This is a genomic window from Sinomonas sp. ASV486 (assembly GCF_030908215.1).
Lineage (GTDB): Bacteria > Actinomycetota > Actinomycetes > Actinomycetales > Micrococcaceae > Sinomonas > Sinomonas puerhi.
Genome location: NZ_JAVFJK010000008.1, coordinates 199,815 through 224,542, shown reverse-complemented (window position 1 = coordinate 224,542; position 24,728 = coordinate 199,815). Strand labels below are relative to the sequence as shown.

The following is a 24,728-nucleotide window of genomic DNA, read 5'->3' as shown; positions in this document are numbered from 1 at the left end:
CCGCCGTCGTGCGTCCCGGCCGCCACAGCGGCATCTTCACATCGGGGGGCAACGTCCCTCACAACGTACGCACAGGCTCGCACGGGGGAATGGAGGGCGGGAGCGTCAAGGCCAATACGGTCGGGCGCGGGGACTGAGGAGTGGGCGCGCGTGGTGGCCGAGGGACACAGGGCTGGAAGCAGGGGTCGCGTCTTCCGGCCGGAGATCCAGGGCCTGAGGGCCGTCGGCGTTGCGCTGGTGGTGCTGTACCACGTGTGGCTCGGGCGCGTTTCCGGCGGAGTTGACGTGTTCCTCATGGTCTCCGCGTTCCTCATGACCGGCCAGTTCGTGGCCCGCCACCGGCGAGGCGAACCCACCCACCTGCTCAGGCACTGGCTGCATGTGTTCCGCCGGCTTCTCCCGGCCGCCGCGGTGACGATCGCGGGGACGGTGATCGCCGCGGTCGTGTTCCTCCCGGCCACGCGCTGGTCCGCCGTGCTCGAGGAGGGCTTCGCCTCGCTCACGTATGCCGAGAACTGGGTCCTCCAGCGGGATGCCGTGGACTACTACGCTCAGGACCACGCGCTCGCGAGCCCGTTCCAGCATTTCTGGTCCCTCTCGATCCAGGGCCAGATCTTCATCCTCTTCCCGCTCCTGTTCGTGGCGTTCGGGGCGCTCGCACCGAGACTGCGGCGCGGCCGCCCCCTCGCCTACGAGAAGGTCCTCGCCTCGGGCTTCGCAGCGGTCTTCGCCGTATCCTTCGCGTTCTCGGTCTGGTACACAGCGGTTGACCAGGAGCAGGCGTACTTCTCCCTGCCCGCCAGGGTGTGGGAGTTCGCGCTAGGGAGCCTCCTCGCGCTCGTGGTTGACCGCGTGCGGCTTGGCCGGCGCACGGCGTTCGTCCTGGGCTGGGGCGGCCTCGCGGCCATCGTCGCGTGCGGGCTCGTCCTGGACGTCGAGGGCGTGTTCCCGGGGGCCGTCGCCCTGTGGCCCACCCTGGCCGCGGCCGCCGTGATCCTCGCGGCGCAGCAGGGCGGTCGGTTCGGCGTGCACCGCCTTCTGGCCTCGAAGCCGCTGCGCAGGCTGGGCGACATCTCCTACGGCCTGTACCTCTGGCACTGGCCCGTGCTCGTCATTGCCCTCACCTGGCGCGAACGGGGCCGGGCTGGGTGGCTCCTCGGGGGCGCAGCGATCCTCGTCGCCCTCGTCCTCGCGTACCTGACCACACGGTTCGTTGACGCGCCGTGGCGTGCCTGGCGCTGGCCCGAGCTCCGCGTGCGCAACGGGTTCGCAGGAGTCGCCGCGTGCATCGCCGTCGCGCTCGTGCCGATCGCCGCCGTCCAGGGCACGGTGACGACGACCGCCGGACAGGCCGAGGCGAGGGCCGCCGTCGACAATCCCGGAGCCGAGGCGCTCGACCCGGGCTACACCGATCAGGCCTCGCCGACGGCGAGCCTCCTCCCACTGGCGCAGAACCTCCCGAACGACTGGTACTCGCTGCCGAAGGCGTGCTCGTCGGACCTCAAGCTGCCCACACCGCTGGCGGGCTCCTGCGCGATGAACGCCATCGCGGCGAACGAGGCCAAGACCATCGTGGTCGTGGGGGACTCGCACGCCGAACAGTGGATGGCGGCGCTCGAGCCCGTGGCCGAGGAGCACGGCCTGCGGGTCGTGTCCCTGCTCAAGGGCGGCTGTGTGTACATCCCCGGCGTGGCGTCAGGCAACGCCGACTGCGACTCGTTCAACGCTTCCGTGGCGGCCTATCTCGCTGCCAACCCTCCGGGATCGGTCTTCATGGTCGGCACCGTGGCCGCGGCGTCGTCGTCCGCCGAGACGCTGACCCCCGGCCTGGACGCCACCGTCGCGGCCCTGACCGCGAAGGGGACGAGCGTCGTCGCGATCCGCGACAACCCCCGCTTCACCTTCAACATGGCCGACTGCGTGGTGCGCACCGGCGCCGACGCGGCGGAGTGCACGCCGGCTCAGTCCTCGGTCCTGGCTTCGGAGGACCCGCTGGCCGCGTTCGCCGCGGCGCACACCGACCGGTTCGCGCAGATCGACATGACGGATCTCATCTGCCCCGCTGGCGTGTGCCGCGGAGCCATCGGTAACATGTTCGTCTTCCTGGACAACAACCACCTGAGCCGGACGTACGCGGCGTCGATGTCGACCGCGCTCGGGGAGCGGCTCACCGCGGCCGGATTCATCTGATGTCCTGGCTGGCCGCGGGCCGGTGAGGTGTGTGGTTCATCACCCGGGCCCGTTCGCGGAATTCCGGGGGCCCCTGCGGAAGTTTAGGATAGAAGCCACACCGCAGCGGACCAGTCCCGTAAGCACTGGCTGGTCATCAGCGCATCCACTGCACATGCCCGCCCGGCACACCGCCAAGGAGCACTCATGACCACCCCCAGCCCCCAGCATGATCCGTTCGGTTTCCTCGGCCTCACGTATGACGACGTGCTCCTCCTGCCCGGCCCCACGGACGTCATCCCGTCCGAGGCCGACACCTCGACCCGACTGTCCCGCCGCATCCGGCTCGGCATGCCGATCCTCTCCGCCGCCATGGACACGGTGACCGAGGCCCGCATGGCGATCAGCCTGGCGAGGCAGGGCGGCATCGGGATCCTGCACCGCAACCTGTCCATCCAGGATCAGGCGGACCAGGTCGACCAGGTCAAGCGCAGCGAGTCCGGCATGATCACCAAGCCCGTGACCGTGGGCCCTGACGCGACGCTGCAGGAACTCGACGACCTGTGCGCCCACTACCGGGTTTCGGGCCTGCCGGTGGTCGACGGGAACCGGAAGCTCCTGGGCATCATCACCAACCGCGACACGCGCTTCATCCCGCAGGACCAGTTCGCCTCCCGCAAGGTCCACGAAGTCATGACCCCGATGCCTCTCATCACGGCCAAGGTGGGCGTGGCGCGCGAGGAGGTCATCGGCCTCCTCGGCAAGCACCGCATCGAGAAGCTGCCGCTCGTGGACGAGATGGGCATCCTCCAGGGCCTCATCACCGTCAAGGACTTCGAGAAGGCGGACCAGTACCCGAACGCGACGAAGGACGACGCCGGGCGGCTCCGCGTGGGCGCGGCCGTCGGCTTCTTCGGGGACGGCTACGAGCGGGCCATGAGCCTCGTCGAGGCGGGCGTGGACGTCCTCGTCGTCGACACCGCCAACGGCCACTCGCAGGGCGTGCTCGACATGATCTCGCGCCTCAAGAAGGATCCGGCTGCGGCCCATGTCGACGTGATCGGCGGTCAGGCCGCCACTCGGGAGGGCGCACAGGCGCTCATCGATGCCGGCGCGGACGCGATCAAGGTCGGCGTCGGCCCGGGTTCGATCTGCACGACCCGCATCGTGGCCGGCGTCGGAGTCCCGCAGATCACCGCGATCTACGAGTCCTCCAAGGCGTCGATCCCTGCGGGTGTTCCGCTCATCGCCGACGGCGGCCTCCAGCACTCGGGCGACATCGGCAAGGCCATCGTGGCCGGCGCCGACTCCGTCATGCTCGGCTCGCTCCTCGCGGGCACGGCCGAGGCGCCGGGCGACCTCGTCTTCATGAACGGCAAGCAGTTCAAGGCCTACCGCGGCATGGGCTCGCTCGGCGCGATGCAGACGCGCGGCAAGAACACCTCGTACTCGAAGGACCGCTACTTCCAGGCGGACGTACCCAGTGACGAGAAGCTCATCCCCGAGGGCATCGAGGGCCAGGTCCCGTACCGCGGCCCGCTCTCGGCGGTCGCGCACCAGCTCATCGGCGGCCTGCGCCAGACCATGTTCTACGTGGGCGCGCACACGATCGACGAGCTCCGGTCCAAGGGCAAGTTCGTGCGCATCACGGCGGCGGGCCTCAAGGAGAGCCACCCGCACGACATCATGATGACGGTCGAGGCGCCAAACTACCGCCGGTAGCCGCGCCGCCGGCCGCGCGCGATCGGGCGCGCGGCCGGGCTCCGCTTGTCGACTAAGGTAGGTGCCGTGACTTACGAGATCGAGATCGGCCGCGGCAAGCGCGGACGCCGCGCATATTCCCTGGATGACATCGCGATCGTGGCGAACCGCCGCACTCGTGACCCCCAGGACGTCTCCATCTCGTGGCAGATCGACGCGTACCACTTCGGGATGCCCGTGATCGCGGCGCCCATGGACTCGGTCATGTCCCCCTCGGCCGCCATCACGCTCGGCAGGCTCGGCGGGCTGGGCGTCCTCGACCTCGAGGGCCTCTGGACCCGCTATGAGGACCCGGAGCTCGTCCTGGCCGAGATCCGCGGGCTGGCGGGCGAGCCCTCGAGCCCCACCGTCACGCGCCACCTCCAGGAGATCTACGCGGCGCCCGTCCAGCCCGAGCTCATCACCGCACGACTGGCCCAGATCCGCGAGTCGGGTGTCACGGTCGCGGGCGCGCTCACGCCGTCGGGCACGGTCCAGCACTACAAGACGGTGCTCGCGGCCGGCGTCGACCTCTTCGTGATCCGTGGCACCACCGTCTCCGCAGAGCACGTCTCCAAGAACCAGGAGCCCCTGAACCTCAAGAAGTTCATCTATGAGCTCGATGTTCCGGTGATCGTGGGCGGCGCCGCCGGCTACACCCCCGCACTGCACCTCATGCGCACGGGCGCCGCGGGCGTGCTGGTCGGCTTCGGGGGCGGCGCGACGACGACCACCCGCCGCGCGCTCGGAATCCACTCTCCGCTCGCCTCGGCCATCAGCGACGTCGCCGCGGCCCGGCGCGACTACATGGACGAGTCGGGCGGCCGGTACGTGCACGTGATTGCCGACGGCGGCATGGGCACCTCGGGCGACATCGTCAAGGCGATCGCGATGGGCGCCGACGCCGTCATGCTCGGCTCGGCCCTGGCCCGCGCCGAGGAGGCTCCCGGCCACGGATGGCACTGGGGTGCGGAGGCCCACCATTCCGAGACGCCGCGCGGCGAGCGCGTCAACGTCGGGACCGTGGGCCCGATGGAGGAGGTCCTCTTCGGCCCCGGCCACCACGCCGACGGCACGAGCAACCTCCTGGGGATGCTCCGGCGCGCCATGGCCACCTCCGGCTACTCCGACCTGAAGGAATTCCAGCGCGTCGACGTGGTCGTCTCTCCCTACCAGCGCTGACCCGGCCGCGCCCGGCGCGGCTTGCCCGGCCCGCCTAGACTCTCGTGTAGGCGTGATTCTTCGTCAGGGCTTCATCGAGGCAGAGGGGCATCGGACCATGACAGCAAAGCTCAGCCCGGACTACCGCGAGGCCTCACTCGCGAGGCTCAGGGAGAGCACCCAGCCTGGCCGCGAACTCGACGTCCTGATCGTGGGCGGCGGGGTCGTGGGCGCCGGGTCCGCGCTCGACGCGGTGACCCGGGGGCTCGAGGTGGGGATCGTCGAGACCCGCGACTGGGCGTCGGGAACGTCGTCCCGCTCGTCCAAGCTGATCCATGGCGGCCTGCGCTACCTTGAGATGCTGGACTTCGGACTGGTCCAGGAGGCGCTCCAGGAGCGCGGACTCCTGCTCCAGAGGATCGCACCGCATCTCGTGCACCCGGTCCCTTTCCTGTACCCCCTCACGCGGCGGTTCTGGGAACGGCCGTACGTGGGCGCCGGCATGGTCCTGTACGACACGCTCGGCCTCACGAACGGCCACGGAACGGGTCTGCCGATCCACAAGCACCTGTTCCGGCGCGGCACACTCCGGGCAGCACCGAGCCTGCGCGAGGACGCCATGATCGGCTCGATCCGGTACTACGACGGGCAGGTCGACGACGCCCGCATGGTTGCAATGCTCGTCCGCACCGCGGCGCAGTACGGGGCGCACGCTGCGAACCGTGTTGCGGTGGTCGACTTCCTCCGCGAGGGCGAGCGCGTCGTGGGCGCGCGCGTGAAGAACCAGGAGGATGGCTCCGAATTCAACGTGCGCGCGAAGCAGGTTATCAACGCGACCGGCGTGTGGACCGACGAGACCCAGGGCATGGTCACGGACCGGGGCCAGCTCAAGGTCCGCGCGTCCAAGGGCGTCCACCTCGTCGTTCCTCGGGACCGGTTCCAGTCCACGGTCGGGCTCATCCTCCGCACGGAGAAGTCCGTCCTCTTCGTCATCCCGTGGGGCCGGCACTGGATCATCGGCACCACGGACACCGACTGGAGGCTCGAGAAGGCACACCCCGCGGCCTCGGGCACCGACATCGACTACATCCTCGGGCACGTCAACAAGATCCTCAAACGGCCGCTCACCCGTGAGGATGTCGAGGGCGTCTATGCGGGACTTCGGCCGCTCCTGGCCGGCGAGAGCGAATCCACGACCAAGCTCAGCCGGGAACACGTCGTCGCGCATCCCGTCCCGGGGCTCGTCCTGATCGCCGGCGGCAAGTTCACGACCTACCGCGTCATGGCGAAGGACGCAGTCGATGAGGCCACCCGCACCTTGGACGAGAAGGTCCCTGCCTCGTGCACGGACCGGATCCCGCTCGTGGGGGCAGACGGCTACCGGGCGGTCTGGAACCGCCGGCACCGCCTCGCGGAGCAGGCCGGTGTCCACGTGGCCCGGGTAGAGCACCTCCTGCACCGGTTCGGCTCGCTCACCGGCGAGGTGCTCGATCTGGTCAGTGAGCGTCCCGAACTCGGCGAGCCGCTCCCGGGAGCGGACGACTACCTGCAGGCCGAGGCGGTCTACGCGACGACCCACGAGGGTGCCCGGCACATCGAGGACGTGCTGACGCGGCGTACCCGCATCTCGATCGAGGCATGGGACCGTGGCGTGTCCGCCGCGCCGGTCGTCGCGGACCTCATGGCCCCGCTGCTGGGCTGGAGCCAAACCCAGCGCGACACCGAGGTGGCGCACTACCTCGCCCGCGTCGAGGCCGAGCGGCTGAGCCAGCAGCAGCCGGACGACGAGTCGGCCGAGGCCGCGCGCATGGGAGCCGACGACATTGTCCCGGTAAAGTAGCCTGCATGCCTCTGCCCGGATCGTTTGACCGCTACGACGCCCAGCTGGCGACCCCGGGCCTCGTCATCCTCGAGATGGTGGCCATCGACCGGGCCGACGCGACTCGGCAGCTCGCTGGACGAATGTATGCCGAGGGACGGATCGACGACCTCGATGCCTTCCTCGCCGACGTCGCAGCACGCGAGCACCAGCTCGCCACCGGTCTCCCGGGGGGAATCGGGCTCCCGCATGCGCGCAGCGAGCATGTGGCCAAGCCGTCGATCGCCGTGGGGGTCACGAAGTACGGCCACGCGCTCGATTTCGGCGCCATGGACGGGCCCGCCTATGTGATCTTGCTCATCGCGACGCCTGCCTCGTCGTTCTCCGAGCATCTCGAGGTCCTCGCCACGATGGCGCGTTCGCTCTCCAAGCAGGGCTTCCGGGACTCCCTGCGGCGGGCCAACGATCCCGACATCATCGCCGAACTCATCAACTCGTCGCTCGTCTTCGCCGACCCGTAGTCCCCGCGCGCCGGGCCTGCCGGCAGGGCGCCATTTACGTTTTCTACAGGTTGTCGGAGTACCGTTAACAGGTGCTCCGAACTGCCCTCAAGCCCCAGTGGATCGCGGCGCTCATCGGAGCGCTCGTCGTGTCATGGGTCTTTGTTGCCTTGAGCCAGTGGCAGTTCTCGCGCTCGGTCTCCGAGGCGCCGCCCGTCACCCGGACGATCGAACAGGTCAAGCCGCTCGGCGACGTCCTGCGCCCCGGTGAGGTCTTCACCGCTCCCGCAGCGGATCAGATGGTCACGGTCTCGGGCCGCTATGACGCGTCGAGGCAGGTCCTGGTCAGAGACCGCCTCCAGGACGGCCGCACGGGCTGGTGGGTCGTCACTGCCTTCACGGTCGACGGCGCGCCCGCCGTGGGCGGCGAGCGCGGCACCGTGATCCCCGTGGCCCGCGGATGGATCGCCTCGCCCGGACAGGCCAGCGCCCCGCCGTCCGGCGCCCTCACGCTCACGGGCCGGCTCTTGCCGTCCGAGGCACCCAAGGCAGAGCACGACCTCGCCCCTGGCCAGATCGCCTCCGTCTCGGTGGCGCAGCTCATCAACGTGTGGGACGTTCCCAGCTATGCGGGATTCGTCAGCGTCACCGCGCAGGCCTCGCCCGCTGGAACGCCGGTCCCCGCAGCCGCTGGCCTTGAGCCGCTCTCGATTGCGGCCCAGCCGCTCGAGCAGCCGGTCAACTGGCTCAACATCTTCTACGCGGTCGAGTGGGTCGTCTTCGCCGGCTTCTCCATCTTCCTGTGGTGGCGGCTCGTGCGCGACGACTACGAGCGGACCCAGGACGAGCTGGCCGACGCCGCGGCCCGCGAACAGACCACCCCGGATGCCAGCAAGGCATCGTCCGAAACCGGAGGAACACCGTGATCGATCCCAAGCCCGCAGCGGGCCGCACCACGGGTCAGCGCCGCTTCGGCGGCACTGTTGCCCAGATTCGCTCGGCCCTGAAGTTCTACCGCGTCGCGGCCTACGTCACGGGCACCATGCTCCTCCTGCTCTGCGCGGAGATGATCGCCCGCTACGCGTTCGGGCAGTTCCTCTACGCGGGCGGGTCGGACGCGTTCACCGGCAAGCCCTTCGGGTTCGGCTTCGCCGATGCTGAGCCGGCCGGCGTGGTAGGCGGCGCCAACGTATCGATCACGATCCTCATCGTGCACGGGTGGATGTACGTGATCTATCTGATCTCGAACTTCCGCGTCTGGTCGCTCATGCGCTGGCCGTTCACGAGGTTCATCCTCATGGCGCTCGGCGGAGTCGTGCCGTTCCTGAGCTTCTTCGTGGAGCGGCGCATGCACGCCGAGGCCGAGCGCGAGCTCGAGTCCCATCCCGAGGCCGGCCAGCGCTACTGAGACGGCCGCCACTGCCCGCGGGCCGGCGCGGGCCGGTCCGGTACCCTTGAGGGCGTGACTACAGCTTCCCAATCCTCGGCAGAACCGGCCCAGGCGCCCAACGCCCAGACGGTGCAAAGGCCGGTGCTGGTGGTGGACTACGGGGCCCAGTACGCGCAGCTCATTGCCCGCCGCGTGCGCGAGGCCAAGGTGTATTCGGAGATCGTCCCGCATACCCTGACCACTGAGCAGATCCTGGCCAAGAACCCCGCCGCCATCATCCTCTCCGGCGGACCTTCGAGCGTCTACGCCGAGGGTGCGCCAAGCGTCGGCCCGGACCTGTTCGAGGCGGGCGTTCCCGTCTTCGGCATCTGCTATGGCTTCCAGGCGATGGCCAACGCGCTCGGGGGGAGCGTGGCCCGCACGGGCCTGCGCGAGTATGGCGCAACGGTGGCCACCGCGGTTGGCGAGCCGCACTCCCTGCTCGCAGGCATCCCGGCCACCCAGAACACCTGGATGAGCCATGGCGATTCCGTCCAGGCGGCTCCGGAGGGCTTCGAGGTCCTCGCGACCACTGCGGGCGCACCGGTCGCGGCGTTCGTGAACGAGGCCAAGGCCCTCGGCGGGGTGCAGTGGCATCCCGAAGTCAAGCACTCGGACTTCGGCCAGAAGGTCCTCGAGAACTTCCTGTTCACTGTGGCCGGCCTCGAGCCGAACTGGACCACGGGCAACATCCTCGAGGAGCAGGTAGACCGGATCCGCGCCCAGATCGGGGACGCCCGGGTGATCTGCGGCCTCTCGGGAGGCGTCGACTCCGCCGTGGCTGCTGCCCTCGTGCAGCGCGCCGTCGGGGACCAGCTCACGTGCGTTTTCGTTGACCACGGCCTGCTCCGCGAGGGAGAGGCCGAGCAGGTCGAACGGGACTTCGTCGCCGCGACCGGGGTCAACCTGTACGTTGCGAACGAGCAGGAGCGTTTCCTCAGTGCGCTCGCCGGCGTCACCGACCCGGAGCAGAAGCGCAAGATCATCGGCCGCGAGTTCATCCGCGCGTTCGAGGAGGCCGAGCGGGCCATCGTCGAGCAGGCGCACGCCGCCGGCGAACAGATCAAGTTCCTCGTCCAGGGGACGCTGTATCCGGACGTCGTCGAGTCCGGCGGCGGCGAGGGCGCGGCGAACATCAAGAGCCACCACAACGTCGGCGGCCTCCCGGAGGATCTCCGCTTCGAGCTCGTCGAGCCCCTCCGCGCACTGTTCAAGGACGAGGTCCGTGCAGTCGGGCGTCAGCTCGGCCTCCCCGAGGAGATCGTCGCGCGTCAGCCGTTCCCGGGTCCAGGCCTGGGTATCCGCATCGTCGGCGAGGTGACGGCCGAGCGGCTCGACCTCCTCCGCAAGGCCGACGCCATCGGCCGAGCCGAACTGACTGCCGCGGGTCTCGACAACGACGTGTGGCAGATGCCGGTGGTGCTCCTCGCAGACGTCCGCAGCGTCGGCGTCCAGGGTGACGGCCGTACCTACGGGCACCCGATCGTGCTCCGTCCGGTGTCGAGCGAGGATGCGATGACCGCGGACTGGTCGCGCCTGCCGTTCGATCTGCTGGCCAGGATCTCCAATCGCATCACCAACGAGGTCGACGGCGTCAACCGCGTTGTCCTCGACGTCACGAGCAAGCCGCCGGGAACGATCGAGTGGGAGTAGCCCTCGAGGCTGCTCCGCGAGGCGAAGGCCGGCGTCCCTCTGGGACGCCGGCCTTCGCCGATTTGGCGGCCTGCAGCGTTGCACTCCACGGTCAACCCCGGAGGACGCGCTAACCTCGAAGGTATGCCGAGATGGTCCACAGGCAAACGAGCCAGCGCCCTTGCCGCTGCTGAGGAGATCCCAGACGTGCCCGAGACACCGTCCCCCGAGGAGGAAGCCCGTCTCGACGCGTGGCTCTCTGCCCTGCCCGGAGTCACCGGTCCCGACACAATGCTCGCCTATTTCCCGGGCCCGGACGGAAGCATCGACCTGACCCGGGCCCATGCCTCGGGCCTCGCCCAGCTCCTCGCGGGCCGGAGGACACGCCTCTCTACGCTCCTGCGGGACCGGCAGGATTACACGCGGGCCGCGCGGGCGGCCAGGAATCTCCGGTCCAAATCGCATGAGCTCGCCAACGAGCGCGGAGTCGACGCTGGCCATCTCGCCGCCGGGCTCGCCACCTGGACCTCGGCGGTGGGCGGGAAGCCACGCCGCATCAGTGCGCCCGTGCTCCTGACCGCCATCGCGCTCACCGTACGGCCCGAGCAGGACGACTTCGAGCTCAAGCTCACGGAACAGGCCAAGGTCAATCCCGCTCTCGTGCGGCACCTCCGTACCGTCCACCGCATCGACGTCGATGCACCCGCCATCGAGCGCCTGGCATACAGCACCGCGCGCCTCGATCCGCAGCCGGTGCTCGAGCGCATCCGCATGCTCGTCGCCCCGATCGCGGGAGCGGAGGTGGAGTCCAGGCTCCTCGTCTCGACCTTCGCCGACCTCGAGGAGAGTCTCGAGGATCCTTCGATCACCGCGGTCCATCCCATCCTTGCCGCACTCGCCTCCACGTCCGGATCGGTGCACGTGGCCCCTGAGCCCCTCGATGAGTCCCGTTTCCCGGAGCTCGACGCGCGGGACCCCGAGGACGAATTCCTGGTCCTCGACGCGGACGCGGACCAGCAGCTCGTCATCGACGCCGTCCGTGCCGGCGACTCGCTCGTGGTTGAGGCACCGCCCGGAACCGGGCAGACGCAGACCGCCGTCAATGCACTTGCGACCCTCGTGGACTCGGGCCGTTCCGTGCTCGTCATCGCCGAGCGAAGGGCGAGCCTCGCAGAGCTGCACCGGGAATGCGACGCGCTCGGCCTCGGCTCGCTCGTCCTGCAGCTCGGCGCGACGCTGAGCCCGGGCCAGCTCCGCCAGCAGGTGGTGCGCGCGATCGTCCGCAACGAGAAGTCCCACGAACCACACCTCGCCGGGATGTACCGAGTCCTTCGGGAGCGACGCCACCAGCTCATCGACCATGTCGAGTCCCTGCACAACGTACGCGAGCGCTGGGGTTGCTCGCCCTACGAGGCAATGCAGTCCCTCGCCGCTCTCACGTCGCTCCATCCTGCGCCGGCAACGACCGTCCGGCTCAAGCGGAGCGTCCTGGACAGCATCAGGGATCGGGCCGAACTGAGCGAGCGCCTCCGGCGGACGGCCGAACTCGGTAGCTTCAGCCGTGCGGCCTCGGAGAGCCCTTGGCACGGTGCCCGGCTCGTCACGCGCCGCGAGACCGACGATGCCCGCGAGCTCGCTGCCCGACTGGCAACCGAGGTCCCGGCGCTCGAGGAACGCATGAGGGCAGTGGCGGAGCACGCCGCGATCCGGCTCGAGCGAACCGTGGCCGGCTGGGGCCGCCAGCTCGAGCTTCTCGTCGCCGTGCGCGAGAGTCTGGACAACTTCACCCCGGACATCTTCGACCGGCCCGTCACCGATCTCATCGCGGCGACGGCCCCTGCCGCGTGGCGCCGGGAACGGGGGATCGAGGTCACGGCGATCCAGCGCTCGCGGCTCCGGCGGGTGGCCAAGGAGTACGTCCGCCCGGGCGTTCACCTTGCCGACCTGCACAGCGCGCTCGCCCTCGTCCAGTCCCAGCGCGAGGCGTGGGCTACGTGCGCCGTGTCCCAGCGCCACCCGTCCGTCCCCTCCGGGCTCGCGGAGCTCAGGGAAGCCTATCTCTCGGTCGAGCGGGGCCTCAGGCGGCTCGGCACGACCCTTGCACCCACGGCGTTCGGCGGCAGGCTTCTCGATTCCGACGTCAACGAGCTGACGTCCCGTCTCGATGCGCTCGCCGAGGACTCTCCGACCCTCCGGTCGCTGCCCGAGCGGACCCTCCTCGAGGACGAGCTCAGTGAGCGCGGACTCGGAGACCTGCTCAGCGACCTCACCGAGCGCGAGGCGCCTGCCGCGGTGGTGGCGTCCGAGCTTGAGCTGGCGTGGTGGCAGTCGGTGCTTGAGGCGATGATCAGCGGCGATGACTACCTCGCGATGTCCGATGGCGAGCAGCTGCGGCAGGCGGAGTCGGAGTTCGTGCGCGCCGACCGCGCCCATATCGCCAGTGGCGCCGTGCGCCTCCGGTGGCGCCTGGCGCGGGAATGGTCCGAGGCCATCGAGCGCCACGCGCGCGAGGCCGAGTCCCTCCGCGCGCTGCTCAAGGACGGCCGCATCAGCCTGAGCGCGCTTGAACGGCAGTGCCCGCGGCTCATCCGCCCGCTCGTCCCCGTGTGGACCTGCAGCCCGTACGCGCTTACGGCGGCCCTTCCGCACGATCGGAGGTTCGACGCCGTCCTCATCCTCGACGCCGATTCCATGCCTCTGCGCGCGGCCCTCCCCGCCATCGCCAGGGCCGACCAGATCATCGCCTTCGGCGATCCCCAGGTCGCCAACCCCAGACCGTTCTCCGTCTGCGTCGAGTCCCAGCCCGGCCAGTCGCCCGTGGCCGAGGTCGACAGCGCGCTCGTGTCGCTCTCGCGGGTCCTGCCGTCGGTGCGCCTGCGCACCATGTACCGCTCGGTGGACGAGGACCTCGATCTCCAGCTGAGCCGGCGGTTCTACGCAGGCAGCCTGCGGGGACTGCCCGACGGCGCGAGCGTCACCGGGCTCGACCGGCCATTCCTGCTCGAGTACCTCGCCGACGGCACGGGGCTTCCCAGCGGGGAGGACGGCGGTGTGGAGTCCGTGGCGGCGGAGGTCAACCGGGTAGTAGACCTCGTCTTCGACCACGCGCAGCACCGTCCCGAGGTCTCGCTCGCCGTGGTCACCGCGAGTGCACACCATGCAGCGCGGGTCGGCGAGGCCATCCGTCTCCAGATGGCCAACCATCCCGAGGTGGCGAGCTTCTTCAGCGGGGGCGAGGAGCCCTTCCGGGTGGTCCACATCGACCGCGCGGGTGGACTTGTCCGCGATCACGTCATCTTCTCGCTCGGCTTCGGCAGGACCCCGCATGGAAGGGCGATGCACAACTTCGGCCCGCTGAGCGAACCAGGTGGCCGGCGGCGTTTCGCGCTTGCGATGAGCCGTGCAAGGCAGAGCCTGCATGTTCTGAGCTGCTTTCAGCCCTCCGAGCTCGACGTCACACGCCTGAGCGAGGGCGCCTCGGACTTCTACGAGCTGCTCGACAGGGAGCTTTCGGGCAACAGCCATCTCGGTAGTCCGGCCACACGTGCGGCCGCGAGCGCCGAGGCGCTCGGCGCGGATCCGCTGGTCACGGACCTCGGGGAGCGGCTGGCGTCCCGGGGCGCACGGGTCTGGCATCACTACGACGGCGCGGTCGACATGGCCGCGGCCATCGACCCACTGCTCACGATCGGCCGGGACGACCACGAGCCGACCGCTCCCATTGCCGTCGAGTCCGATGGAACGGAGCGCTATCGGCGCCTGAGCGTGCGTGAGCGCACCCGTCAGCGCGCTGAGCGGCTCGAGCGCCGCGGCTGGAAGCACTTCACCCTGTGGACGATCGAGGTATTCACCGACCCGAGCAGCTGTGCCGAGATGATCGCGACTGAACTGGGGCTCGAGACCCACGCCGAGGACGGCGGCCCGGCCGGCTTCCTCACGGGTGCGCCGGCGTTCTGGCCGGTTGACGAGGGAAACCGGCCGGCCGACGACGCGGGCGCACGGCCCAGGAGCGACGCTGGCCCGCGGTCCGGGTCGGGTGAAGAGGACGCGCCAAGGAGCGAAGACGAAGCGATGAGGTCCACGTCGGATCATGCTGAGAACGCGCGCGACGGGCAAGGCCCTGCGCCAACCGCAAGCGTGCCAAGCGGAAGCGCCGCAGGGGGTGCTCAAGGTGGGGGTGCGGGACGCCCTGATGGCCCCGGGGCCCCCGCCCGAGCCGATTCCGCGGAGGCAGCCGCTGGCCAGAGTGCGGATGGTCCGGATGGAGCATCGGGGGTGACCTCCGAGGAAGGCGACGGCGAGATGCGTCGCCTGCGCGGCCCGCGTCGTGCCACAGTGCCCGGGACCGGACCCACCGCTGCCGACGAACCCGAGGCTCCGCAGGTGCACGGGGCTGCCGAGCCGACCAAGGAAGGCGGGCGCGGGGACGAACGCGACCGCTGGCTCAAGGAGCAGAGGCCCCCGCACTGGGGCTGACCGTATCCTCATCGGGGCCCCGCCTCCACGAGCATGAAGAAGACTTTGCCCCGCGTGGAGGCTCCGGCTATCCGGATGGCCTGCTCCGGGGATGCACCGACGACGAGCAGGCCCTCCGAGTCCTGCGCGGAGCCCAGCCAGGCTCCAGCTTGGCCGGAGCCTCCGGATTTCCCGGTCCAGAGCACAGGAACCCGTGAGGCAAGGGTTGTGCTCGCGCTGGCCGTGTTGGCAGCGCTGCCGGTTTCGGCACTCAGGACGAGATCCACGAGTTGGCCGGGGCTGAGCAGCTGGAGGGAAGCCGGATCTGCCATCCGCACGGGTACGGCGCTGGTGCCGGGACCGGTGCCGGCGAGGAGGCCGGGTCCGACGACGGCGGCGTCCGTGAGCACCTCTCCGCTGCGCAGCGGCCCGGCGAGCCTCTGCCCGACGATCTTCGACACCTCGGCCTCGGCACGCTGTGGAACGGCCTCGGCAGGGAGCCGCGCGATGCGGAGGTCTCCGGAGGAGACGGTTGTGCCGCCGGCAAGGTCGCGGGCGGCCACCGCAACGGGCACCAGAGCGGCCGACGGCGGCGTGAGCTGATAGACGGCCGCCCCCGCGCCGAGGCACAGGAGGGCGGCAGCGAGAGTGCGGCGACGGCGGTCGATGAAGCGGCGTAACGGGCTTCGCCGGGCGGGTTCCCACCCGCGGGGGGCCTGAGGGCGGCGTAACGGAGGCGACGCGGAGCGGCTCATGTCCGCCAAGCTAGGCCTCAGGCAAGCGCCTGACCGCGCCCGGTGGCGCTATGTGGACGACACGCCCAAGCGTGTATCTGTGGAGGAGGACTGGCTCGGCGAAGGTCGAGAATGCGGCCCGGAGCAGAACGTGGTGGCTGGTGTCAGCTCGAGACAGGCGCGGGAGCCGCTGCAGGAACCTTTGAGCCCGAGTCCTTGGAGCTTGAGTCCTTCGGGGCTGTCTCCTTGGCACCCGTCGACGCGGGAACGGTGCTGCCGCCGCTGCGGGAGTCGGTCCGGTAGAACCCACTGCCCTTGAAGACCACGCCGACGCTGTTGAACTTCTTGCGAAGCGTCCCGCCGCACTCAGGGCAGACCGTCAGGGACGCATCACTGAACGACTGCACGGCATCGAATGCGTGGTGGCAGTCCTTGCAGGCATAGGCATACGTGGGCACAGAAACTCCTCGCTGGACAGGGCAGGCTGCTCTCTGCCCGGTACCACGCCCAGCGTGGCGGCCTTCCCGCGGCGGCACCGTTGGCACCGTGCCGCGCTGGCAGTCACAACCCCCGACTGCTAATTCTAACAGGCGGACCCCAAGGACTATTCCGGCCGCTACTCGGGCGACCGGTGCGGAGCCGACACCATTGACCCCGACGACACCTTGCCGGGCCCTTACCGCGGGATTTCACCACTCCGGACATCGTCCGTCACGCTGCCTAGAGGCCGCAGCCCTCCCGGCGTGACGGCGGCACCCACGCGGCGATCCAGACGGTCGGCCGGGACCGCGCCGGCGGTGAGCACCTCGCCGTCGTACACCACAGCGGCAGTGGGGAGCCGGGCGCCCAAGGCGTCCACCCGGGCGAGGAAGCGGTCGTAGTAGCCGCCGCCCTGCCCGAGTCGGCGCCCGTCGGTATCGAGCGCCGTTGCGGGCAGCAGGACGGCGGCGACGCCTGGCCGCCCGTCGCATCCCCTGAGCGCGTCCTCGGAGGAGATGAGCGGGCCTACGGGTTCCTGGACGGGCGCATAGCGGCTGCGCGCGAAGTCGATCCCGGGGTGCCATTCGACCCATCCGAGCTGGCGTTCCGGCAGGCAGATCGGTAGAAGAACGCGGTACCCCGCGCCGTGGAGCGCTTCGATGAGGGCAAGCGTGGGCGGCTCCGAGCCGACGCCGAGATACGCCGTCACGAGCGCGCTCTGGGGGACATTGGCGTGTATCCACGCGAGCCCGTGGTCCGCGATGCCAGCGGCGGCCGAGGCTATGTCCGAGGCGGCGAGGGATCGGCGTGACTCCCATAGCTGGGCACGCAGCGCGGACTTGAGCTCGGCGAGGTCCATGCCGTCGACTCTAGTGCCGGGTGCGTCGCGGCGGGATAGCTCTCGTATAGAGTGAGCCTCGTGTCTACCTCTGCTGTCAGGAAAGCCGTCATTCCCGTTGCCGGTCTCGGCACCCGGTTCCTCCCGGTGACCAAGGCCATGCCTAAGGAAATGCTGCCCGTCGTCGACAAGCCCGCGATCCAGTATGTGGTCGAAGAGGCCGTGTCGGTGGGCATCGATGACATCCTGATGATCACCGGTCGCAACAAGCGGGCGCTCGAGGACCACTTCGACCGGGTGCCGTCGCTCGAGGCGACCCTTGAGGCCAAGGGCGACAGCAAGAAGCTCGCCGCCATCCAGGAATCGAACAACCTCGGCGACATCCACTACGTCCGCCAGGGCGACCCGAAGGGACTCGGCCACGCAGTCCTCTGCGCGGAGCGGCATGTCGGGAACGAACCTTTTGCCGTGCTCCTGGGCGACGACCTCATCGATGAGCGGGACGAACTCCTCAGTGACATGATCCGTGTACAGCAGGCCACCGGCGGTTCCGTCGTGGCGCTCATGGAGGTGCCCCGAGAGCAGATCTCGGCCTACGGCTGCGCGGATGTGACCGAGGTCGCCGGGGAGAGCTACGTCCAGGTCCACGGGCTCGTCGAGAAGCCTGAGCCTGCGGACGCCCCGAGCAACCTTGCGATCATCGGCCGCTATGTGCTCCACCCGGCGGTGTTCGAGGTGCTGCACCACACTGAGGCTGGCCGCGGCGGTGAGATCCAGCTCACCGATGCGCTCCAGACCCTCGCCCGGCGTGAGGGCGAGGGAGGCGGCGTGTACGGCGTCGTCTTCCGCGGGCGCCGCTACGACACGGGCGACAAGCTCTCGTACCTCAAGGCCGTCGTCACACTCGCCGTGCAGCGTGACGAGTTCGGCGCCGATCTGCGTTCGTGGTTGGCGGACTTCGTGGCCAACGGGGCGGAAGCCCCCTCCTCGCACGCCTGAGCCGAGGATGTGGGCATCGGGTCTTTGGCCCGTGACTCTGCGCTCCGGGGACCTCGCGCTGCGACCCCTGCGCATGCCGGACCGGGCGGAGTGGATGGCGGTGCGGGCCCGCAACCGCGATTGGCTCGAACCGTGGGAGGCCTCGAATCCGCAGCCCGGAGGGGCATTGCCGACGTTTCGCGACATGGTCCGCTCCCTCACGCGCCAGGCCCGGGAGGGCTCGGCCCTGCCCTTCGTGGTGACCCTCGACGACCCCCACCAGCGGTCGTCGCCCATCGTCGGCCAGCTCACGGTGTCCTCGATCGTGTGGGGCTCGGCGCTCATGGCAACGCTCGGATACTGGGTGGACCGGGAGCATGCAGGGCGGGGGATCGCCCCCACAGCCGTGGCGCTGACGACCGACCATTGCTTCCGTGAGATGGGTCTCCATCGCATGGAGATCAACATCCGACCGGAGAACGCGCCGAGCCTGCGGGTCGTCGAGAAGCTCGGTTTCCGCTACGAGGGACTCCGCCCGCGCTACCTGCACATCAACGGTGCCTGGGCGGATCACGAGTCCTTCGCGCTGACGGCCGAGGAAGTCCCTGCGGAAGGGCTGCTCGGCCGGTGGCTCGCCACGCGCTGACAGCTGCAGAGTCGATACGCACGACGCCGCGCGGTGCTTGGCATGGCGTTCGTCACCCGACTCGGCGGTTCTCGCGACACACCGACGCTAATCCGGGTCCCGTCCCGGGGATCCTCCTACGGTTTCAGGTATGGATGTTGCCCTCAGCAGTTCAACGGTGCTCGGCGCTGCCGTGCTCGTGTGGCTGCTGTGGGTTGCGCCGTACCTCATGCGCCGGCGTCGTTCGGCGCGTGCAGCGGGGGAGGCCTCCCTGCTGATGGACTCTGCCGACGTCGACCCGATTGATGACGGCGCGAGCGCCCCCGCGGGCCACTCGGCAGCGACCGGAGGCGGGAGCCCGGGCCGTCCCTCCGCCGAGGCAGGGCCGAAGTCTCAGGCAGCCAGCGCGGCGTCGTCCGATCAGTCCGATCCGAAGGTGCCGTCCGCGCCGATGCCGCCGCGGCTCCGGATCCGTTGGGGGCGTCTCGGTGTTGCCCTCGGAGGGCTCGCCGCGCTGCTCGCCACTGCCGTGACGCTCGCCCTCATGCTTCTCGGCGTTCCCGGCTGGATTCCCGCGGTGTGCGCGGCCGCAGCGGTGGGTTCAGTGGCGATCCTGCGGACGCTCGCGTTGCGCGACAGGAAGCGGCGTGTCGACGACGCCTTCCGCGAGGCCATGACGGCCAATGCCGTGGACCCGAGCCCTCCACCGTCACCGCGGGTTCCGGCGGAAGTCTTCGACGCCGGGCGCGAGCCAGAACCTGCCCCGCGGGCCATGAGCCGCGAGGAACTGCGCGCGATCGCGCTCGAGGTTGCCAAGGCATCCCAGGCCACTGCCGACGAGGCGGCCAAGGCCAGCGGCGAGGGCGAAGCCGCGTGGGATCCGGTCGAGGTGCCCAAGCCTTCGTACCTCGAGGCGGCAAAGGCCGAACGCCCAGAGCCAGCCCCGCTCGAGGTCCCGGCCGATCCGCAGCCCCAAGGACACCCAACCCTCAAGCCAAGGGCCGAGGGTCCGGAGCCTGGGACGGTTCCCGGGGTCCCCGCTCTTGCACCCCGCCCCGCGGGCCGTGCGGGTGCCCTCGGCAACCTCGACGAAGTGCTCCAGCGCCGCCGCGCCTAGTTCCCGCCGGATGCGCCGGAATGAGCTTCAAGACGCTTCGGCACGCCCGCACTGTGGCTTCTCTCCTCCGCACGAGAAGGCCGTTCGCACCGGTCCGAGGGGCTGCTGGGGGCGGTCTCCGATTTTGATTTTGGGCAGCGCCCCAGTAACGTTGTTCCCGCACCGAGGGGTCTTAGCTCAGTTGGTAGAGCGCTTCGTTCGCATCGAAGAGGTCAGGGGTTCGAATCCCCTAGGCTCCACGTCTGCCCTTGTCAGGGCAAAAGAAAACAGGGTTCCAGTCTTTGACTGGGACCCTGTTTTCGTTGGGCGCCGGTGACGGCTGCCCAGCCCTCCTCGGCCTAGGGCGTCGGCCCCGCGCCCGGCGGGGGCGGGGGTGGTGCGGTCGGCGGCTGCTGAGGGGGATAAGGCGGCTGCTGGTATGGAGGATACGGTGGCTGCTGGTATGGCGGATACCCCTGCTGCTGATAAGGGGCCGCGGGCTTGCCCGGATACCGATCGAAGCGCTGCCCCATCGGATTCTCGCGCTGGGCAAGCATCACGATCAGGGCAATCCAGCCGAGCACGGGGATGAGGGCGAGCAGCAGGAGCCACGCGCTGGCGTTCACGTCGTGGAGGCGGCGGGCCGCAACCGCCAGCGAGGGCACCACGCTGACGAGGAACCAGAGCCCACCGAGCACACTCGATCCCGTGGTCTGCCCGTTGACCACGGTCGGGCTGATGGCGTTCAGCACGGCGGACACTATGGCGGACGCGAGTGCCCACCACCAGTATTCGCTGCGGCTCGCGCGCCCGGTGAATACTGCGTACTTCTTCCAAACTCGTGTGAACGCCTCGACCGGCGGCGCGCCGTAGTACGGGAGCTCGAGCGGGTGGACCGGACTGCCGGCCGCATAGGGAGGCTGTTGGCTGGTCATCGAACCGTTCCTTTCGGCGGGGCCGTGCCCACGTTTCCCATGCTAGGAGCAGCGAATCCCCTGTGTCAGGGTCTGAAGGCCCATTGGCTCAGCCCAGAAGCCCGAGTACCCGCACGGCGTCCCTCTCGGCCTCGAGCTCTGCCACTGAAGCTTCGATGCGACGCCGCGAGAAGTCGGGTACGTCGAGGCCCTGCATGATCTCCCAGCGGCCGTCCACTGCCTGTACCGGGAACGAGCTCACGAGACCCTCGGGAACGCCGTAGGAACCGTCTGAGACCACGCCGGCGGACGTCCACCGGCCCGGCGTGCCGTGGACCCAGTCCCGCACGTGGTCGATGGCGGCGCTCGCGGCCGAGGCCGCGGAAGATGCTCCGCGGACGTCGATGATCTCTGCGCCACGCTTGGCCACCCGCGGGATGAACTCGGACTCGAGCCACGCCTCGTCCACGAGGGAGGACACCGGCTGCCCGCCCGCCGTCGCGTTGGTGACGTCCGGGTACTGGCTCGCGGAGTGGTTGCCCCAGATCGTCACGCCCTCGACGTCCGCGGTTCGGCAGCCCAGCTTCGCCGCGAGCTGGGCAACGGCCCGGTTGTGGTCGAGGCGCGTCATGGCAGTGAACCGGTCGCGCGGAACGTCGGGCGCATTCGACGCCGCGATGAGTGCGTTGGTGTTCGCCGGATTGCCGACGACGAGGACGCGCACGCCGTCCGCCGCATGGTCGTTGATGGCCCGCCCCTGGGGCCCGAAGATGCCGGCGTTGGCCTCGAGCAGGTCGCCGCGCTCCATGCCGGCGCTCCGCGGCCTCGCGCCGACGAGGAGAGCCACGTCCGCGCCGTCGAACGCGCTGGTCGCGCGGTCCGTCACGTCCACGGAGTCCAGGAGGGCGAAGGCGCAGTCCGCGAGCTCAAGCGCGGTCCCCTCTGCCGCGCGCACGGCCGCGGCGATCTCGAGCAGCCGGAGCCGGACCCGGGTGTCCGGTCCGAGCATGGCTCCGCTCGCGATGCGGAACAGGAGCGCGTAGCCGATCTGGCCGGCTGCTCCCGTGACGGTCACTGTCATTGACGACTGGGCGGTCATGGCGCCAGCCTAGCCGTCCTCGCCGAGCCGCGGCAGCCCGCCGTCGTGCGCCTTGGCCCGACGGCGCGGACAGTCTTTCGAGCCTGCCCCGAACCGGCTCCGCTCCGGCACGCGCTGGCTCCCGTCAGAGCCACTGCTTCCGTTTGAAGATGAGCCAGAGGATGAAGCCCGCGACGACCATGAGGGCGAGCCCGTAGGGGTACCCGTAGTCCCAGTCGAGCTCGGGCATGTTGTGGAAGTTCATGCCGTAGATCCCCGCAACAAGGCTCGGGGCGAAGAAGATCGCGGCCCACGAGGAGATCCGCTTGACCTGCTCGTTCTGGGCGAGACTGGTCTCGTTGTGCCGATTGGCGGTCAGGGTGCCGTCCAGGACGAGGGCATTCTGGAGGATGTCCCGGAAGGCATCGGCGCGCGAGACGGTCTGCTCGAGGTGGTCGTGGACGTCCCGGAGGCTGCGCTGGAGTTCGATGTCGACCCGATGCTTCAGGAACCCGCCCTCGATGCTCTCGATCATCCGCTTGAGAGGGTGGACCGCGCGCTGGAACTGCAGGACCTCGCGGGTGAGCTCGTAGATGCGCCGCGACACCGATGGGTCGTTGGCGAAGAGCTGGTCCTCGATCTCGTCGATGTCGTTCTCAAGGCCCCCGACGACGGGCTCGTAGTCGTCCACAACGCGGTCCAGGAGCGCGTACAGCACCGACTCGGGACCGCGCGCCAGCAACTCGGGATCCGCTTCGAGCCGCTTCCGGACGAGGCCCACGCCTGCTGTCTCGGCGTGGCGGATGGTCACCACGTAGTTCGCACCAGTGAAGATGTGGAGCTCGCCGAACTCCACTGTCTCCGACTCGTCGATGTAGCGGGCGGGGCGGAGCACCGTGAACATCATGTCGTCGTAGCGCTCCATCTTGGGGCGCTGGTGGGCCTTGATGGCGTCCTCGACGGCGAGGTCATGCAGGCCGAACTCGTGGGCCACCTCGGCCATCTCCTCGGTCGACGGGCGGTAGAGCCCGATCCACGCCATGCTCCCGCCCGTGGCATCGAGGGTCTCAAAGGTCTGCTCGAGGGACTCCGGGGCGGCGACGCGGCGGCCGTCGAGATATACGGCGTTGTCGATGATCACCGCCCCATTATCGGTGCGTCGGGGCCGACGGCGGTGCTGCCGCCACCTCCGCGGCGCGGCGTAGGAGTGCATCGGCGCGATACGCGACGTGCGCATGCAGGGCGAGGACCGTCTCGGAGCGGATGACCCCCTTGATGCGCAGCACCTGGCGCAGGGCAGCCTGGAGCTCGTGGGTGTCTGCCGCGACAAGGCGGCACCAGATGTCTCCGCGGCCCGAGATCTCATAGGCCTCGAGCACCGTGGGGATGCGGCGCAGCCCGGCCACGACGGCGTCGAGGTCCCGGTGCACCACCTCGAGGGTGATGAACGCGACGACGTCGTAGCCCAGCGCCTCGAGGTCCACATCCCGACCGCTCCCGCGCAGCACCTCGGCGCGTTCGAGGCGCTTCAGCCGGCTCTGCACCGTATTGCGGGCGACGCCGACGCGGGCCGCGAGTTCGGCGATCTGCGCGCGCGGGTCCTCGACGAGGGCACACAGGAGTCTCAGGTCCGTGGCGTCCAGCGTGGTGCTCATTGATCACTCCTAGGTCAGTTCTCAGGGCATCTCTGATCACCATGATCAATCAGCAGGGGTAGAGATGACTACTGGGGACGACGCCTCGCGAAAATGGCGGCATGACCGTCATCGCCGAGCTTCGCATGCACGCGCCGGCCGCAGCCCGCCCCGGATGGGACGCCTCGCGCACCGTGCGCCTCGTCCTCTCCGGCGCTGTGATGTTCCTGCTCCTGGTCGGTGCGAACCTCGCCACGCCGCTCTATGCGGGCCTGCAGGAGCGTCTCGGCTACGGAAGCCTCGGCACCACGATGGCCTTCGCGAGCTACGTCCTGGCGCTCGTGGGGGTGCTCGTGACGGCAGGCCATTGGTCCGACTACGTGGGGCGCCGTGCGGCCATGGTGCTCGCGGTCATTCTCGGACTGGCCGGGAGTGCAGTCTTCGCATCCGCCGGTTCGCTCCCGGCGCTCTGCGGGGGGAGGGTGCTTCAGGGCATGGCAGTCGGCCTGGCCACGGGGGCGTGCGCCGCGGCCCTGCGCGAACTGCTGCCGCAGCGGCCAGAGTGGGCCTCCCGGTTCACGCTGCTCGCCTCCTCGGGCGGCGTTGCCCTGGGCCCCGTCCTCGGTGGCGCCCTCGCTGTGCTTCCCGGCGGACCGGCGGTCCCGTTCGCCGTGCACGCCCTGCTGCTCGCAGTACTCCTGGTGCCGCTCGTCCTCGTCCGCGCGCGCCCGGCCGCACTCCTGCCCGCCGGACTTGTGCGCACCGGGGTGAGACCCGCGAGGCTGCTCGCCCCACGCAGCCTCCGCGGCGCGGTGCCGGCCGGACAGGCACGGCGGACGTTCTGGCTCGCCGCTGCAACGGGATTCCTCAGCTTCGCCCGGTTCGGCTACCAGCTTGCGCTTTCGCCTGCTGTCTTCGCCCGGGTTCTGGGCCTTGGCGCCCCGACGGCGCTCGGTGCGCTTGCGGGGCTGGCCCTCGCGACCTCTGCGGCGAGCCAGCTGCTCGTGCCGGGCGGGCGCCGTCGTGCGCGACGGGACTCAGTGCTGGGCCTGACCGCCCTCGCGGTCTCCGTGGGCGTGCTCGCGTGGGGCACGACGGCGGGGAGCGCGGCCGCGCTCATCCTCGCCAGCGCCGTGGCTGGCGCAGGCCAGGGAGTGGCGTTCCGTGCCGGGTTCGATGCCGTGGCCTCATCGGTGCCGGCCGAACGGCACGCGCAGACCGTCAGCCTCCTCTATGTCGTGACGTACCTCGGCAGCGCGGTGCCGGTGCTGGGGCTTGGCGCGCTCGCGGGCGCGGTGGGGCTCGGCGTAGCCGCTCCCATCTTCCTGTTGGCATGCTCGCTTGCATTCGGCGCTTTGGCCCTGCTCGCGCTGCGGGCCCTGCGGGCTCCGCGGGCGGCCGGGGCATAGGGTCGGGGCGGCTGCGCGCTCCCGACACCAGTTGGTG

At 69.9% G+C, this 24,728-nt stretch carries 20 protein-coding genes and 1 tRNA gene; 14 read left to right on the top strand and 7 right to left on the bottom strand.

The genetic code is table 11. From position 1 onward, the window contains the following. The first annotated feature begins 153 nt into the window (after positions 1-153). The 9 genes from RBS60_RS13290 to RBS60_RS13250 all read left to right on the top strand — a co-directional run bounded on the left by RBS60_RS13290 (position 154) and on the right by RBS60_RS13250 (position 14,926). A complete protein-coding gene (locus RBS60_RS13290; protein ID WP_307958039.1) occupies positions 154-2,190 on the top strand; it encodes an acyltransferase family protein in 2,037 nt (678 codons plus the stop codon). Positions 2,191-2,376: 186 nt separating this feature from the next. Next, positions 2,377-3,891 carry an IMP dehydrogenase gene (guaB, locus tag RBS60_RS13285; protein ID WP_307958038.1) on the top strand — a complete coding sequence of 505 codons (1,515 nt, stop codon included), beginning with the start codon at positions 2,377-2,379 and terminating at the stop codon, positions 3,889-3,891. A gap of 66 nt (positions 3,892-3,957) precedes the next feature. After that, the gene (locus RBS60_RS13280) at positions 3,958-5,091 is read left to right on the top strand and encodes a GuaB3 family IMP dehydrogenase-related protein (RefSeq protein ID WP_307958037.1); all 1,134 of its coding nucleotides are present in this window, start codon (positions 3,958-3,960) and stop codon (positions 5,089-5,091) included. Between the two features lie 97 nt (positions 5,092-5,188). Continuing rightward, complete coding sequence (locus RBS60_RS13275) at positions 5,189-6,910, top strand: glycerol-3-phosphate dehydrogenase/oxidase (RefSeq protein ID WP_307958036.1); 1,722 nt, start codon at positions 5,189-5,191, stop codon at positions 6,908-6,910. Positions 6,911-6,915: 5 nt separating this feature from the next. Next, complete coding sequence (locus RBS60_RS13270; protein WP_307958035.1) at positions 6,916-7,410, top strand: PTS sugar transporter subunit IIA; 495 nt, start codon at positions 6,916-6,918, stop codon at positions 7,408-7,410. Between the two features lie 71 nt (positions 7,411-7,481). Beyond that, entirely contained in the window at positions 7,482-8,315 is an 834-nt protein-coding gene (locus RBS60_RS13265; RefSeq protein WP_307958034.1) for an SURF1 family protein, read from the top strand. Continuing rightward, positions 8,312-8,797 carry a DUF3817 domain-containing protein gene (locus tag RBS60_RS13260; RefSeq protein WP_307958033.1) on the top strand — a complete coding sequence of 162 codons (486 nt, stop codon included), beginning with the start codon at positions 8,312-8,314 and terminating at the stop codon, positions 8,795-8,797. The genes RBS60_RS13265 and RBS60_RS13260 overlap by 4 nt, the downstream gene beginning before the upstream one ends. A 123-nt stretch (positions 8,798-8,920) precedes the next feature. Then, a complete protein-coding gene (guaA, locus tag RBS60_RS13255; RefSeq protein ID WP_307958051.1) occupies positions 8,921-10,471 on the top strand; it encodes a glutamine-hydrolyzing GMP synthase in 1,551 nt (516 codons plus the stop codon). Between the two features lie 123 nt (positions 10,472-10,594). Beyond that, the gene (locus tag RBS60_RS13250; protein ID WP_307958032.1) at positions 10,595-14,926 is read left to right on the top strand and encodes a DUF4011 domain-containing protein; all 4,332 of its coding nucleotides are present in this window, start codon (positions 10,595-10,597) and stop codon (positions 14,924-14,926) included. An 8-nt stretch (positions 14,927-14,934) separates the two neighbouring features. Here RBS60_RS13250 and RBS60_RS13245 read toward each other — a convergent pair whose 3' ends face one another. From RBS60_RS13245 to RBS60_RS13235, 3 genes are all read right to left on the bottom strand, one after another. Continuing rightward, complete coding sequence (locus RBS60_RS13245; RefSeq protein ID WP_307958031.1) at positions 14,935-15,660, bottom strand: RcpC/CpaB family pilus assembly protein; 726 nt, start codon at positions 15,658-15,660, stop codon at positions 14,935-14,937. Between the two features lie 143 nt (positions 15,661-15,803). Further along, positions 15,804-16,097, bottom strand: a complete 294-nt coding sequence (locus tag RBS60_RS13240; protein WP_307958030.1) for an FmdB family zinc ribbon protein — start codon at positions 16,095-16,097, stop codon at positions 15,804-15,806. A gap of 218 nt (positions 16,098-16,315) precedes the next feature. Next, positions 16,316-16,978 (bottom strand): 5-formyltetrahydrofolate cyclo-ligase, encoded by a 663-nt coding sequence (locus RBS60_RS13235; RefSeq protein WP_307958029.1) that lies wholly within the window; start codon positions 16,976-16,978, stop codon positions 16,316-16,318. 60 nt (positions 16,979-17,038) lie between these two features. On the opposite strand from RBS60_RS13235, the gene galU reads away from it, so the two are divergent. From galU to RBS60_RS13215, 4 genes are all read left to right on the top strand, one after another. Next, positions 17,039-17,956 carry a UTP--glucose-1-phosphate uridylyltransferase GalU gene (gene galU / locus RBS60_RS13230; protein ID WP_307958028.1) on the top strand — a complete coding sequence of 306 codons (918 nt, stop codon included), beginning with the start codon at positions 17,039-17,041 and terminating at the stop codon, positions 17,954-17,956. 7 nt (positions 17,957-17,963) lie between these two features. Beyond that, the gene (locus tag RBS60_RS13225; RefSeq protein WP_307958027.1) at positions 17,964-18,581 is read left to right on the top strand and encodes a GNAT family protein; all 618 of its coding nucleotides are present in this window, start codon (positions 17,964-17,966) and stop codon (positions 18,579-18,581) included. A gap of 130 nt (positions 18,582-18,711) precedes the next feature. After that, positions 18,712-19,677, top strand: coding sequence for a hypothetical protein (locus RBS60_RS13220; RefSeq protein WP_307958026.1), 966 nt, complete (start codon positions 18,712-18,714; stop codon positions 19,675-19,677). 166 nt (positions 19,678-19,843) lie between these two features. After that, positions 19,844-19,916: transfer RNA gene (locus RBS60_RS13215), tRNA-Ala, on the top strand. Between the two features lie 99 nt (positions 19,917-20,015). On the opposite strand, the gene RBS60_RS13210 is transcribed toward RBS60_RS13215, so the two are convergent. From RBS60_RS13210 to RBS60_RS13195, 4 genes are all read right to left on the bottom strand, one after another. Next, complete coding sequence (locus RBS60_RS13210; RefSeq protein ID WP_307958025.1) at positions 20,016-20,591, bottom strand: DUF805 domain-containing protein; 576 nt, start codon at positions 20,589-20,591, stop codon at positions 20,016-20,018. A gap of 88 nt (positions 20,592-20,679) precedes the next feature. Beyond that, the gene (locus RBS60_RS13205) at positions 20,680-21,669 is read right to left on the bottom strand and encodes a malate dehydrogenase (RefSeq protein ID WP_307958024.1); all 990 of its coding nucleotides are present in this window, start codon (positions 21,667-21,669) and stop codon (positions 20,680-20,682) included. A gap of 124 nt (positions 21,670-21,793) precedes the next feature. After that, positions 21,794-22,789, bottom strand: a complete 996-nt coding sequence (gene corA / locus RBS60_RS13200) for a magnesium/cobalt transporter CorA (RefSeq protein ID WP_307958023.1) — start codon at positions 22,787-22,789, stop codon at positions 21,794-21,796. 7 nt (positions 22,790-22,796) lie between these two features. Then, on the bottom strand, positions 22,797-23,303 hold the full coding sequence (locus RBS60_RS13195) for an Lrp/AsnC family transcriptional regulator (RefSeq protein ID WP_307958022.1): 507 nt from the start codon (positions 23,301-23,303) through the stop codon (positions 22,797-22,799). 101 nt (positions 23,304-23,404) lie between these two features. Here RBS60_RS13195 and RBS60_RS13190 point away from each other — a divergent pair, with 101 nt between their 5' ends. Further along, positions 23,405-24,691, top strand: a complete 1,287-nt coding sequence (locus RBS60_RS13190; protein WP_307958021.1) for an MFS transporter — start codon at positions 23,405-23,407, stop codon at positions 24,689-24,691. Positions 24,692-24,728: the final 37 nt, after the last annotated feature.

What these genes read in the sequence shown, in the direction of transcription:
- guaB (WP_307958038.1), top strand. Translation starts at nt 2,377, where the DNA reads ATGACCACCCCCAGCCCCCAGCATGATCCGTTCGGTTTCCTCGGCCTC.
- RBS60_RS13275 (WP_307958036.1), top strand. Translation starts at nt 5,189, where the DNA reads ATGACAGCAAAGCTCAGCCCGGACTACCGCGAGGCCTCACTCGCGAGG.
- RBS60_RS13270 (WP_307958035.1), top strand. Translation starts at nt 6,916, where the DNA reads ATGCCTCTGCCCGGATCGTTTGACCGCTACGACGCCCAGCTGGCGACC.
- RBS60_RS13250 (WP_307958032.1), top strand. Translation starts at nt 10,595, where the DNA reads ATGCCGAGATGGTCCACAGGCAAACGAGCCAGCGCCCTTGCCGCTGCT.
- RBS60_RS13245 (WP_307958031.1), bottom strand. Translation starts at nt 15,660, where the DNA reads ATGAGCCGCTCCGCGTCGCCTCCGTTACGCCGCCCTCAGGCCCCCCGC.
- RBS60_RS13235 (WP_307958029.1), bottom strand. Translation starts at nt 16,978, where the DNA reads ATGGACCTCGCCGAGCTCAAGTCCGCGCTGCGTGCCCAGCTATGGGAG.
- RBS60_RS13225 (WP_307958027.1), top strand. Translation starts at nt 17,964, where the DNA reads ATGTGGGCATCGGGTCTTTGGCCCGTGACTCTGCGCTCCGGGGACCTC.
- RBS60_RS13220 (WP_307958026.1), top strand. Translation starts at nt 18,712, where the DNA reads ATGGATGTTGCCCTCAGCAGTTCAACGGTGCTCGGCGCTGCCGTGCTC.
- RBS60_RS13210 (WP_307958025.1), bottom strand. Translation starts at nt 20,591, where the DNA reads ATGACCAGCCAACAGCCTCCCTATGCGGCCGGCAGTCCGGTCCACCCG.
- RBS60_RS13205 (WP_307958024.1), bottom strand. Translation starts at nt 21,669, where the DNA reads ATGACCGCCCAGTCGTCAATGACAGTGACCGTCACGGGAGCAGCCGGC.
- RBS60_RS13195 (WP_307958022.1), bottom strand. Translation starts at nt 23,303, where the DNA reads ATGAGCACCACGCTGGACGCCACGGACCTGAGACTCCTGTGTGCCCTC.
- RBS60_RS13190 (WP_307958021.1), top strand. Translation starts at nt 23,405, where the DNA reads ATGACCGTCATCGCCGAGCTTCGCATGCACGCGCCGGCCGCAGCCCGC.